The following is a 12,988-nucleotide window of genomic DNA, read 5'->3' as shown; positions in this document are numbered from 1 at the left end:
TATTTTACATGTAATAATTTTAGTTAAGTTTTTTATATTTTTACTTTTCTTCACATTTTTTCACACTACAATTTCAAAAAGGAGAAAAAATGAGACCAGAAGAGTTAAGAGCTTTAATTTCAAAAAACATATTTTAAAATTAAAGCTTAAAACTATAATGCTAAAAATGATTTAATAATTTTACTTTGTAATTAAAATTAAAGCTATTTTTTAAAGCATTACTTACATAATCTTTTGCATTTTTACAAGCTGTTTTAATATCTTCGTTTAAAGCTAAATTACAAGCAATTGCAGAGCTTAGAGTGCAACCCGTGCCGTGAGTTACAATATTTTTTATTTTTTCGCCTTTAAAAATAGTAATTTCACCATTTTCGCTTAAAAAATCACTTGCTTTTAAATGCCCGCCTTTTAATAAAACCTTACAATTTAGAGTTTTTTCTAGACTTTTTGCTGCATTTATTGCATCTTTTTCATTTGTGATTTTTTCGCCCAACAAAACTTCAGCTTCATATAAATTTGGAGTAATCAAATAAACATTTTTTGCAAAATCTTTTATAGCATTAATTGCCCTTTCATCAAGCAATCTTGCACCACTTGTAGATACCATTACTGGATCTAATACGATTTTACTATATCCATTTAGAGTATTTTTAACACAATTTATAATTTCTTCATCATAAAGCATTCCGATTTTTATAAAATCTATTTCACATTCATCAAAACAAGCTTTTATTTGAGCTTTTATAAAATCTGCATCAACCCTTAAAACGCCAAAAACTCCGCTAGTATTTTGAGCAGTTAAGGCTGTAATTACACTCATTGCATACATTTTATGAGCTTGAATTGTCTTTATATCAGCTTGCAACCCAGCCCCACCAGATGGGTCACTTCCAGCTATACTTAATATCTTTTTCATTTAATTCTCCTATGTTTTTAATGTTTATTTTTGCATTTTCGCAATTGATTCCAATGCTAAAAATGTCGTTTTTATTAGCTAAATCAATTATTTTAGAGCTATCATCAATTAAAATAAATTTATTAGTATTTAGCTTATTCATACAAGTTTTTAAAGCTATTTGAGTAGTTTTTAAATATTTTCTTTCATCTTGAATGAAAACAAATTCATCTAAAATATCAAATCTTTTTAAAACAAGTTTTGCAAATGGACTAGCTGTATAAATACACTTTTTATAAGCTCTAAATTTGGCTAAAAACTCATTTACACCTATACATAAATTAGCTTCTTTGCTATAAAAATCAATGCAAGTTTTAATAATTTTTTTACTTAATTTAGTTTTGTTTAATTCATCAATTTTTTTAAGCCCATCATAAAAACTTAAATCATCTAAATTATATCCATTAGCTAATTCTTGCCAAAAGCCAACGCTATCAATGATTACGCCATCAAGGTCAATTATAAAAGAGAAATCTTTTTCCATAATTTTTCGCAATTTGCTTTATAATTTTGATTTTCATAAATCGCACTTATACAAGCTATATTTTTTATTTTAAATTCTTTTAAATTGTCTATATTTTGATAATTTAATCCTCCTATTGCCACTTTAGGAATGTTTATTTCTTGCACTATTTTTATTAGGTCATTTTTGCTTAGCATTTTTGCATCTTTTTTAGTATTGCTCTCATAAATTGCTCCAATGCCTAGATAATTCGCTCCTAATTGTAAGCCTTTTAACGCTTCTTCATAATTACTTGCACTTATTCCTAAAAATATATTTTTTGGTATTTTTAGATTTTTGTTTATATCGCTTTGTCCTAGATGAATACCATCAGCATTTAGCTTAATTGCAAGGTCTAAATCATCGTTTATTATTAAAGCTACTTTTTTTATTTCACAAAGATTTTTTAATTTTAAAAGTGTATTAAGGCTATAATTATTCGCTTTATTTCTTACTTGAAAGCAAGTTACATGATTTGCAAATAAAATCTCACAAATATCTAATAATTCATCTTCTTTAGTGTATATATCATCACTAATTGCATAAAATCTTAAAATTTCATCTAAGTTTTTCAATTTTTATCCTTTCTTTTATGGTAGTTCCATCAATTTTGCTTAACTCATCAATTAAGTGCATTTTAAACGACATAGTGCCATTTGCTTTAGTTTCGGCTATTTCAGCACTTATATTAAATGCACTTATACCTGTGATTACGGAATTTAATTTATCATCATTTGCCCCAACAAAAACGGCTAAGATATTGCCTAGCATACAACCTGCACCTGTGATTTTCGTCTGCATTGCTGAGCCATTGCTTAGTATAAAAACATTCGTTTTGCTGATAATAAAATCATTTTTACCTGTGATTACCAAAATAGTTTTATGTTTTTTAGCAAAATCAATGTATTTTTCTAAATCATTTTGATTTATTTCATCACTACTATCGCAGCCACTTGTATTTAATTTTTTATTTACTAGATAATTTATTTCGCTTGCATTGCCTTTAATTACACAAAACTTTATATTTTGCATTAAATATTTACATAAATTATTTCTTGCATTACTAACTCCTGCTGCAACGGGGTCAAAAACAATAGGAATATTTAATTCATTTGCCTTTAAGGCTGCGTTTTTATGGGCTTTTATTAGATTTTCGTTTAACTGCCCGATATTTAGCAAAACCGCATTACTAATTGTAACAATTTCGCCAACTTCTTCATAAAAATCTCCCATAATAGGTGAGCCACCAACAGCTAAAATAGCGTTAGCTGAGTCATTTATCGTTACATAATTTGTAATACTTTCTACTAAAGTTTTATGATTTCTTGTTTTTTGCATAATGTTTTGATACATATTCTCCTCCTAAGGTTAAAATTAAAATGATTAAAAAAGTTAAAATTGATGCTAAAAAATCAAAATAAATCAGTATTTGATAAATTAAAAATCCAATAAACCAAATTAAAAAATTTAATTTAGCTGAATTTTTTAGTTTAAAACAATATACACATACCATAACCGATGCCATAGGTAAAAATACTGAACTTAATGTATATAAAAAATTTTCATATAAAGAAAAGGGTATAAAAATAGCTATTAATAAAGCAATAAAGATTATTAATAAAATTGTAATTTTATTACCAAATTTATTATTTATATTTTTAATACTTTCATTAGCTGAAAAAATGTCTAAATATGTTGTTGTTATTGTTGAAAAAATAATCAAAAATATTATTAACATTGATAATTTTAAAGTGATTAAAAAACTAGAAAGGTTGCTATAGTATTTCATAGTTAAATATCCAATTATATACATAAGTGAACTTCCTAGAAAATACGCAACTGAAGCTATTAAGCTATCTTTTATTGGATTTTTAAAATATTTTGTATAATCACCAACTAATGCAAGCCAAGAAATTGGCATAGCAATACTTAGTTCAATAGCATTTATTAAGTTTATTTTATTAACTTCTATTTGGTTTAAATTAAGATTAATTAAGTTATAAAAAATATAAATTACTATCAAAAAAAGTATGCAAACTATAAAATTATTTATTAACATTAATAAATTTTGTTTTAAGAATAGCCATATTATTAAAAGTGATGATAACAAAATTGCTACTAAGTTAAAATTTGTATTTGGATATAGTCCATTTAGTAGTATTGTTGCGCTCATAATCATAACTGCACTCCAGCAAATTAAAGCTAGAAAATTGCAAAATGAAAAGAATATTTTGCCATTTTGTGAGTAAAAATATTTAAGACTACCCATAGCATTGCATTTTAGTTTAGTGCTAATATATATCATAGCAAAAAATAAAATTCCACCTAAAAAATGCCCAAAAAATATAGCAAATAAAGAATCACTTAAAATAAGACCTGAAAATAAACTACCGGCTTCAATTTCAGCTAGCGAAATACTAGCTCCAAGCCACAAGAAAAAATTACTCATACAACTCTCCATAAAATCAATTTATGGGAATGCTAAGAAAGGATTAAAAATTTGTATCTCCCTACGCTGGCATTACCCAAACAGGTTCAAAGGGTCAAGACTATTACGCCTACTCTCAGCTTTCGCTCCCCTAAAATCATTATTCTAATTAAAATTAGTTATGAAATAGATATATAAAATATTACAATAATTATTTGTTATATTGCAATAATTTCTTAATTTTTAATATAAATAATCAATATATTTAATACTTATTTTATATATAATTAATTGTGTAATTTTGTAACAATTTTAGTTAAGTTTTTTATATTTTTACTTTTCTTCACATTTTTTCACACTACAATTTCAAAAAGGAGAAAAAATGAGACCAGAAGAGTTAAGAGCTTTAATTTCTAAAAATGAATTCAATAAACCTACAGCAGGGGTTTGTAAAGGTTATGTTCAAGCTAATCTTGCGATTTTGCCTAAAAGTGATGCTTATGATTTTTTATTATTTTGTCAAAGAAACCCTAAACCTTGTCCTTTAATTGAAGTCTTAGACGCGGGAGAATATCTTACAAAAACAAGTGCAAATAATGCAGATATTAGAACGAGTATTCCTAAATATAGAATATATAAAAAGGGTGAATTAGTAGAAGAGACAAGCGATATTATTAATCATTTTAAAGATGATTATGTGAGTTTTTTAATAGGTTGTTCGTTTTCATTTGAAGCAGCTTTATTAAATCACAATATACCTTTAAGACATATTGATGAAGATCATAATGTGCCTATGTATATTACAAATATTGATTGTGCAAGTGCTGGTAAGTTTTATGGAAAAATGGTTGTTTCAATGCGACCAATTAAACATAAAGATTTAATCAAAGCTACAACCGCAACAGCTCTTTATCCTAGCGTGCATGGAGCACCTGTTCATATAGGAAATCCTAGTGTAATAGGTATTAAAGATATTAATAATCCTGATTTTGGAGACGCATCTACTATTTATCCTGATGAAGAATGTGTATTTTGGGCTTGTGGGGTAACTCCGCAAAGCATAGCACTTACTAGTAAGCCTGATATTATGATAACTCATTCTCCTGGATATATGTTTGTAACGGATAGAAAAGATAGCGAATATAGTGTGTTTTAGTATTAAAAAAAATAAATTTAAAGGATGATTATGTATAACAAATTTAAAATTACAAGCGAAACTTCATTGCTTTTATATCTTGAGCCTCCAATAAGCATAGAAAAACAACGCCTATGCTATGCACTTAATTTAGTAATTAAAGATATGCCTTATATAAAAGAAGTAGTGGTCGGAATGAATACTCTTTATGTCTTAACAAGTGATTTAAATTATAAAGATTTATTAGATTTACAAAGTAAATTAAATGAGTTAATTACTAGCACTAAACCACTAGAGCTATCAGGAAGATTGATTGAAATTCCTGTTGATTATGGTGGGGATTTAGGACTTGATTTAAAAGTAATTGCAAAGGCTAAAGGTATGAGTATGAGTGAGTTTGCTAAATTACACGCCGAGCCTATTTATGATGTTTATTTTATAGGTTTTCAACCAGGATTTGCATATTTGGGTGGATTAAATGAGATTTTACACACTCCAAGGCTTAGCACCCCAAGACTTAAAATTCCAGCAGGTTCGGTTGGTATAGGCGGAGCTCAAACAGGAATATATCCTTATCAAAGTCCAGGTGGATGGAATATCATAGGAAATACAAAGGCAAAATTATTTGATGTAAATAGCGAAAATCCGAGCCTTTTAAAAGCAGGTGATAGATTAAAATTTGTAATCAATAGCATTAAGGAGAGATTATGAAAATTACAAAAATATCATCAATTGCAACTATCCAAGATTTAGGTAGGTTTTCGTATAAAGGTTATGGGGTAAATGAGAGTGGGGCTTTAGATAAGTGGAGCTTTATGTTAGGTAATGCTTTATTAGGAAATGACTTAAATGCACCTGCAATTGAAGTGATTTTAGGTGGGATAGAAATATATTGCAATAAGGCAATGACTTTTTGTATCACAGGGGCAAATTATGAAGCATTCATAGATGAAAAGCCAATTCATAATAATTATAGAATTAGAATTGAAGCAGGAAAAACTCTTAGATTAATAAGAGCTATGTCAGGAATGTGTGCTTATATTTGTGCTTATGGTGGTTTTAGTGCTGATTTTGTTCTTAATTCAGCTTCTACAAATCTTAGCGCATCTTTTGGTGGATTTAATGGTAGAGCATTAAAAGTAGGCGATGAATTAAGCATAGGTTCAAGAATGAATTTATCTCAAATAGCAGTATCTAGGATAAAACCAAGAGATAAAATAAGAATAATTAAAGGTGCTGAATGGGAGCTTTTTAGTGATGAAGCAAAGCATAATTTATTAAATCAAGAATTTAATATATCAAGCTCAAGTAATAGAATGGGATATAGGCTAAATAGTGATTTTAAACTTAATTTAATCAATGAATTAAGCTTGCCATCTCACGGAGTTAGTGCAGGAACTATTCAAGTGCCAAGTAGTGGAGAGCCTATAGTTTTATTAAAAGACGCACAAACAACAGGCGGTTATCCAAAAATTGCTCAAGTAATTGAAGCTGATTTAGGGCTTTTTGCTCAAAGTAGAATTAATTCTAAGATTAGTTTTGAATTAGTAAGTATTGAAGAAGCTCTAATGGCAAAAAAAGAAAGAATTTCACATATAAATCAAATAAAGGAGTATGCAAGTGAGAATTGATTTTAATTCAGATTTAGCTGAAGGTATGCAAAATGATGATGAGATATTAGCTTTAATAAGCTCTGTTAATGTATGCTGTGGGCTTCACGCTGGCGGATATAAAGAAATATATAATACCTTAATTAAAGCTAAAGAATATAAGCTAAGAATAGGAGCTCACCCAAGCTTTAATGATAGGGCAAATTTTGGAAGAACTAATGAGAATTTAAATAAAGAATTATTACAAGCACTACTTGCTTATCAATTTGGTGCGATTAAGCAAATGTGCGAATTAGTAGGGGTAAAATTAAGCTATGTTAAACCACACGGAGCTTTATATAATATGGCTTGTGTTGATTTAGACTTAGCAAAAAATATTGCAATAGAAGTTGCAAAATTAGGCAAAGATATAGCATTAATGGGGCTTAGCAATTCTTGTTTAATTAGTGCAGCAAATGATGTAGGTATTAATAGTATTAGTGAAGTTTTTGCTGATAGAAGATATACAGATGATGGTTTATTAGTATCAAGAACTAAAGAAAATGCTTTAATTGAAAATGAAGATGAAGCAATAAATCAAGTATTAAATATGATAAAACATTCATATGTAATCAGTGAAAATGGTAAAAAAATTAATATAAAAGCTGATAGTTTATGCGTTCATGGAGATAGCAAAAAAGCACTTTTATTCGCACAAAAAATCAAAAAAACTTTAGAAGAAAACAATATAAGCATAAGGAGTAATTAATGAAAAATAATAAAGCTATATTAGGTGCTGCATTTTTAATGGCTACTTCAGCAGTTGGACCTGGATTTTTAACTCAAACTGCTAGCTTTACGCAAAGCTTAGGGGCTAGTTTTGCTTTTATTATTTTAATGTCGGTTTTAATGGATATTGGGGTTCAATTTAATGTATGGAGAATTATTGCAGTTAGTAAATTAAAAGCTCAAGATATTGCTAATAAGGTCTTTCCAGGTGTAGGATATTTATTATCATTTTTGATAATTTTAGGTGGACTTGCATTTAATATAGGTAATATTGCAGGTGCTGGACTTGGATTTGAGACTATTTTTGGGATAAATCCTATTTTAGGAGCTTGTATTAGTGCAGTAATTGCTATAGGTATTTTCATTAATAAAGACGCAGGTGCACATATGGATAGATTTGCTAAGATTTTAGGTGCTATATTAATACTTATAATAATTTATATTGTGTTTAAATCAAATCCACCTTTAAAAGAAGTAGCTATTGAGACATTTGCTCCATCAAAATTTGATGCTTTAAGCTTGGTTACTTTAATAGGCGGAACGGTTGGCGGATATATTACTTTTTCAGGTGCTCATCGCTTACTTGATGCGGGGATTTGTGGTGTTGAAAATCTAAAAGAAGTTAGTAAAAGTTCGGTTTCAGGAATAATTATAGCTAGTATTATTAGGGTATTTTTATTTTTAGCAGTTTTAGGGGTTATTTCTTTAGGCGTTAGTTTAAATCCTAACAATCCAGCTCTTACTCCTTTTGAATATATTTTGGGTAATTTTGGTAGTGTTGTTTTTGGTATTGTAATTTGGGCTGCTTCTATTACTTCAGTGGTTGGCTGTGCTTATACATCAGTTAGTTTTATATCAAGCTTTAGTCCTTGGCTTAAAAAGAATGAAAACAATATAATAATAGCTTTTATTATATTTTCTACTTTAGTATTTTCAACTATAGGAAAACCAACTGCAGTATTAATTTTGGTAGGGACTTTAAATGGTTTTATATTGCCTATTGCTTTATGTGTGATATTAATTGCAGCTTATAAGAAAAACATAGTAGGAGATTATAAACACTCTAAACTACTTGCTTTAATAGGTTGGTTAATTACCATTGCTATGGCGTATTTGTGCTATGTAACTTTAATGAAATATATAAACTCTTAAAATAATTAGAATTTGAAATTAATATTTCAAATTCTAAAACCCCTTTAGCTTATTGTCTATAACCAAAAGTTATTACATAAGCTTCGTTTCTTGGTATAAAAAGTTCATCTTTTGGCTCATATACTCCTTTTGCCATATCCCAAGGAAAATATACATCAAGATTGCAATCTAAGCCATTATATTGTGTAAGTTGCAAAGTCCCTGCGAAAATTTGCTTGTGTTCTCCTTGCCATAAAGCATTTGTTGAATACAATTCATCATTTTCATTTGGTAATGTAAAAAATAATTCATATTCAATAGGAGCATTTTTTATTTTTTCTTGAAAATCTTTTGCTAAATAATCATTACTTGTTGTTTTTATTTCTTCTTCGCTTAAAAATTTAACTCCATCTTTTGGTTTAAAAGTCCATCTAGCTGGAAATTTGTTATTGTTTTTATCATCAAAGAAAAAAGTATGAACGCTGTAAAATTGAGTATTAGCAACGCTTTTTGAAAACCCTATATTTTTAGTATATTCTGCAAAATTTTTAAAAGATTGAACTTCGCTAAAAGCTTGTTTTATTTTTTCTTTATTTACATTACCATTTTCATCAGGTAATTGCATTTCGTGAAAATATCCAAATTCTTTTAGAGTTTTTGCAAAATTAATTGGATTGCTTAGCATTACCATAGTCCAATTATCATTATCTCCTTCTAGCTTAATAGCTAAACCCCTTGCTTTACTTTTATCATTTAATTCACCACCACCTAAAGAAACTCTTCCATTTACAGGTATGCTTTTTTGTTTAAATAGCTCAATGTTAAAATATTCATTAATATTACTATCTGGCTTAAAAACTCCACTTACGCAAAAACCCTTATGATGATTTGGTTTTTTGCTTTTATCTCCCATAACATTCAACTTTACAATAATATCTGCTAGTTTTTGAGCATCATATTCTTTTGCAGCAATTTCTTCATTAATATAAATATAAAAAATCTTATAAGATAAATATTAATAATTAATAATTATTTTTAAGTAATAATTAATTATGTATGTCAAATATATCTAATAAAGTAGAAGTTACTTCTTCTATGCTTTTATTTGTGATATTTAAAAATGGGATATTGTTTATCTTCATTAAAAATTCCGCATTTTTTACTTCATTTTTACAATTAATTATACTTGCGTATTCAGAATTAGGCAGCCTTTCGTTGCGTATTTCACTTAGGCGATATGGGTCTATACTAAGACCAAAAAGCTTGTTTTTATAAGGTTTTAAAGCATTAGGCAAAGCACAAGCCTTAAAATCATCAGGAGTTAGTGGATAATTTGCTACCTTAATTCCATATTGCATAGCAAGATAAAGGCTAGTTGGTGTTTTTGCTGATCTTGAAACCCCTATTAAAATTATTTGAGCATTATCAAGTGCGTAGATGAATTGTCCATCATCGTGCTCTAAAGTAAAATTAATAGCTTCTATTCTATTTTGATAATTTTTATTATGAGTGTTTGAGTGAGATAGACCTTGTTTTATGCTAGGTTTTACATTTAATTTATTTGAAATTAAGCTAACAAAAGGCTCTAATAAATCTATAAAAACACAATTAGAATTCTTAATATGATTAGCAATATTTACATTAATTAAAGTGCTAAATGCTAGCGGAATATCGGTTTTTGCTAATTCATTAATTTTATTTGCAACCTTAATAGCCTTTTCTTCAGTATTTATAAAAGGCTCTCTAATTTGTGTGAAAACATATTCATCTTCAAATTGAGCTAATACCGAGTGAGCAAATGTTTCAGCGGTTATTCCTGTTCCATCACTTATAAAAAACACAATTTTTTTATTTAATTGTTTCATTTAAGTTATCCTTGCTTGTTAAAATAAAATAATTCTATCAAAAAGGAGTGTGAAAATGGAATATGTTTTAGCTTTTTCAAAACTTAGAATGAGCGATGTAGAAATAGTTGGTGGTAAAAATGCTAGTTTAGGCGAGATGATTTCAAATCTTGCTAGTAGTGGGGTTAGAGTGCCTGATGGTTTTGCAACTACAGCACAAGCTTTTAGAGATTTTTTAAAATACAATAATTTAGATGAAATAATTACTAATGAGTTAAAGAATTTAAATCCTGATGATTTAGATGCACTTGCTAAGTGTGGTGCAAAAATTAGAAGCTTAATAACTAAAGCTAATTTTCAGCCTTTATTTTTAGAGCAAATCATTAAGTTTTATAAAGAATTAGATAGTGATGGATTAGGCACTTTTGCTGTTCGTTCATCAGCTACCGCAGAAGACTTGCCTGATGCTTCTTTTGCTGGTCAGCAAGAAACTTTTTTGAATGTTAGTGGAATTGATGATATATTGGATAAAATCCGTTTGGTTTTTGCATCGCTTTATAATGATAGGGCGATTTCTTATAGGGTGCATAAGGGTTTTTCACATTTTGAAGTATCGCTTAGTGCTGGTATTCAGCGTATGGTAAGAAGCGATAAAGGAAGTAGCGGGGTTATGTTTAGCCTTGATACTGAAAGTGGATTTAAAGATGTTGTATTTATCACTTCATCTTATGGATTAGGCGAATGTGTGGTTCAAGGCTCGGTGAATCCTGATGAGTTTTATGTATCAAAAACTTGCCTAAAAAACAATAATAAAGCAATAATTTCAAGAAAAATCGGCTCAAAGCTAATTAAAATGGAATTTAAAGAAGAAAGAAAAGCAGGAGAAAACGCCGTAAAAGTAGTAGATGTAGCTAAAAATATGCAAGATAAATTTAGCCTAAATGATGAGCAAATAAACGAACTTGCAAGATATGCTTTAATTATAGAAGAGCATTATAAAAGACCTATGGATATAGAATGGGGATTAGATGGATTAGATGGTAAGATTTATATACTTCAAGCAAGACCTGAAACCGTTCAATCTCAAAAGAAAAAAGATATAAGCTATAAATTAAAAGAAGAATCAAAAGTCCTAATAACAGGTAGAGCAATAGGACAAAAAATAAGCGTTGGGGTAGTTAAGGTTATAAATGATATTAGTGAGATTTCTCGTGTAAATGTTGGAGATGTAATAGTTACTGATATGACAGATCCAAACTGGGAGCCTGTTATGAAAAAAGCTGCAGCAATAGTTACAAATAGGGGTGGTAGGACTTGTCATGCAGCAATTATTGCAAGAGAGCTAGGAATTGGTGCAGTTGTTGGCACTAGCAATGCTACAACTATATTAAAAGATGGAGATTTAGTAAGCGTTAGTTGTGTTCATGGAGATGAAGGTAGGGTTTATGAAGGGGCATTAAAATACGAAGTAATTGAAAATGAAGAATTTGAAATGCAAAATTGCGGTGTAAAAATAATGATGAATGTGGGAAATCCTGCATTAGCATTCAAATTCGCACAAATGCCAAATGATGGTGTAGGACTTGCTAGACTTGAGTTTATTATAAATAATCACATAGGCATTCATCCTAATGCTATTTTAGATTACGAAAATATAAATGATGATTTAAGAAATAAAATAAATGAAGCTAGTAAAGGCTATGCTAATGCAAGAGAATTTTTTGTATCAAAATTAGCCGAAGGTATAGCTACAATTGCGGCTGCTTTTTATCCTAAACCTGTGATTATTAGACTTAGTGATTTTAAGACTAATGAATATAGAAAATTATTAGGCGGAGAATTTTACGAAATGCACGAAGAAAACCCTATGCTAGGATTTAGAGGTGCAAGTAGATATTTAGCTCCTAATTTTGCGGAATGCTTTAAGCTTGAATGTGAAGCTTTAAAAATAGCAAGAGATGAAATGGGGTTAAATAATATTGAAATTATGGTGCCTTTTGTAAGGACTTTATCACAAGCAAATTCAGTTATAAATTTATTAGCGAAAAATGGCTTAAAGCGTGGTGTAAATGGCTTAAGAGTGATTATGATGTGCGAAGTGCCTAGTAATGCTATTTTATGCGATGAGTTTTTAGAATATTTTGATGGTTTTAGTATAGGCAGCAATGATTTAACCCAGCTTACTTTAGGACTTGATAGAGATAGTGGAATGGATATTTTAGTGGCTGATTTTGATGAAAGAGATGAAGCGGTTTTATTTATGTTAGAAAGAGCAATTACAGCTTGTAAAAAAGCAAATAAATATGTAGGAATTTGTGGTCAAGGTCCAAGTGATCATATAGATTTAGCCGTTTGGCTAAAGCAAAAAGGCATTAGCTCAATGTCGCTTAATCCTGATAGCGTTATTAGCACTTCAAAACGCCTAGCTAGTATTTAAAAATAGTTAATTTACATTGCTAAAAACAAAAAAGCAATGTAAATTTATTTTTTTTCAAACTTTAAGAATAATTTAAGCTTAAAGAGATAGAATACGAGCTTTATTTCACAAATCAAAACTTAAACAGAGCATTTAAGCTAAATGTTCTTTCTAGGTTTTATTTAATTTAATTCTATGT

Annotated in this window: 12 protein-coding genes, 1 pseudogene and 1 riboswitch; of the genes and pseudogenes, 6 read left to right on the top strand and 7 right to left on the bottom strand. The window is 28.8% G+C overall.

Annotated elements, in window-relative coordinates:
• Positions 1-160 precede the first annotated feature (160 nt).
• From thiD to KJQ97_RS07290, 5 genes are read right to left on the bottom strand one after another with little or no spacing between them, the layout of a single operon-like run.
• Positions 161-916 carry a bifunctional hydroxymethylpyrimidine kinase/phosphomethylpyrimidine kinase gene (gene thiD / locus KJQ97_RS07310; protein ID WP_214120419.1) on the bottom strand — a complete coding sequence of 252 codons (756 nt, stop codon included), beginning with the start codon at positions 914-916 and terminating at the stop codon, positions 161-163.
• Positions 885-1,439: a beta-phosphoglucomutase gene (locus KJQ97_RS07305; protein WP_214120418.1), complete on the bottom strand. Its 555-nt coding sequence runs from the start codon at positions 1,437-1,439 to the stop codon at positions 885-887. The genes thiD and KJQ97_RS07305 overlap by 32 nt, the downstream gene beginning before the upstream one ends.
• On the bottom strand, positions 1,415-2,032 hold the full coding sequence (thiE, locus tag KJQ97_RS07300; RefSeq protein WP_214120417.1) for a thiamine phosphate synthase: 618 nt from the start codon (positions 2,030-2,032) through the stop codon (positions 1,415-1,417). The genes KJQ97_RS07305 and thiE overlap by 25 nt, the downstream gene beginning before the upstream one ends.
• On the bottom strand, positions 2,016-2,810 hold the full coding sequence (gene thiM, locus KJQ97_RS07295; protein ID WP_214120416.1) for a hydroxyethylthiazole kinase: 795 nt from the start codon (positions 2,808-2,810) through the stop codon (positions 2,016-2,018). The genes thiE and thiM overlap by 17 nt, the downstream gene beginning before the upstream one ends.
• Positions 2,773-3,906 carry a cytosine permease gene (locus KJQ97_RS07290; RefSeq protein ID WP_214120415.1) on the bottom strand — a complete coding sequence of 378 codons (1,134 nt, stop codon included), beginning with the start codon at positions 3,904-3,906 and terminating at the stop codon, positions 2,773-2,775. Before KJQ97_RS07290 ends, thiM begins: the two co-directional genes overlap by 38 nt.
• A gap of 41 nt (positions 3,907-3,947) precedes the next feature.
• A riboswitch (TPP riboswitch) is annotated at positions 3,948-4,048 on the bottom strand.
• A gap of 216 nt (positions 4,049-4,264) precedes the next feature.
• Between KJQ97_RS07290 and KJQ97_RS07285 the strand changes: the two are divergent.
• The 5 genes and pseudogenes from KJQ97_RS07285 to KJQ97_RS07265 form a co-directional block, all read left to right on the top strand.
• Positions 4,265-5,041: pseudogene (locus tag KJQ97_RS07285) on the top strand (putative hydro-lyase); the annotation flags it as partial.
• Between the two features lie 30 nt (positions 5,042-5,071).
• Positions 5,072-5,731: a 5-oxoprolinase subunit PxpB gene (gene pxpB / locus KJQ97_RS07280; RefSeq protein ID WP_214120413.1), complete on the top strand. Its 660-nt coding sequence runs from the start codon at positions 5,072-5,074 to the stop codon at positions 5,729-5,731.
• Positions 5,728-6,651, top strand: a complete 924-nt coding sequence (locus KJQ97_RS07275) for a 5-oxoprolinase subunit C family protein (RefSeq protein WP_214120412.1) — start codon at positions 5,728-5,730, stop codon at positions 6,649-6,651. Before pxpB ends, KJQ97_RS07275 begins: the two co-directional genes overlap by 4 nt.
• On the top strand, positions 6,641-7,378 hold the full coding sequence (locus KJQ97_RS07270; protein WP_214118341.1) for a 5-oxoprolinase subunit PxpA: 738 nt from the start codon (positions 6,641-6,643) through the stop codon (positions 7,376-7,378). The genes KJQ97_RS07275 and KJQ97_RS07270 overlap by 11 nt, the downstream gene beginning before the upstream one ends.
• Positions 7,378-8,550: an NRAMP family divalent metal transporter gene (locus KJQ97_RS07265; protein WP_214118343.1), complete on the top strand. Its 1,173-nt coding sequence runs from the start codon at positions 7,378-7,380 to the stop codon at positions 8,548-8,550. Before KJQ97_RS07270 ends, KJQ97_RS07265 begins: the two co-directional genes overlap by 1 nt.
• Before the next feature lie 49 nt (positions 8,551-8,599).
• On the opposite strand, the gene KJQ97_RS07260 is transcribed toward KJQ97_RS07265, so the two are convergent.
• The gene (locus KJQ97_RS07260; RefSeq protein WP_214120411.1) at positions 8,600-9,442 is read right to left on the bottom strand and encodes a catalase; all 843 of its coding nucleotides are present in this window, start codon (positions 9,440-9,442) and stop codon (positions 8,600-8,602) included.
• Between the two features lie 133 nt (positions 9,443-9,575).
• Entirely contained in the window at positions 9,576-10,394 is an 819-nt protein-coding gene (gene ppsR, locus KJQ97_RS07255) for a posphoenolpyruvate synthetase regulatory kinase/phosphorylase PpsR (protein ID WP_214120410.1), read from the bottom strand.
• A 55-nt stretch (positions 10,395-10,449) separates the two neighbouring features.
• On the opposite strand from ppsR, the gene ppsA reads away from it, so the two are divergent.
• Positions 10,450-12,810, top strand: coding sequence for a phosphoenolpyruvate synthase (gene ppsA, locus KJQ97_RS07250; RefSeq protein ID WP_214120409.1), 2,361 nt, complete (start codon positions 10,450-10,452; stop codon positions 12,808-12,810).
• The last annotated feature ends 178 nt before the right edge of the window (positions 12,811-12,988 follow it).

It is taken from the genome of Campylobacter sp. 2018MI01 (assembly GCF_018501205.1).
Lineage (GTDB): Bacteria > Campylobacterota > Campylobacteria > Campylobacterales > Campylobacteraceae > Campylobacter_E.
This window is presented reverse-complemented; position numbering and strand designations above follow the sequence as displayed.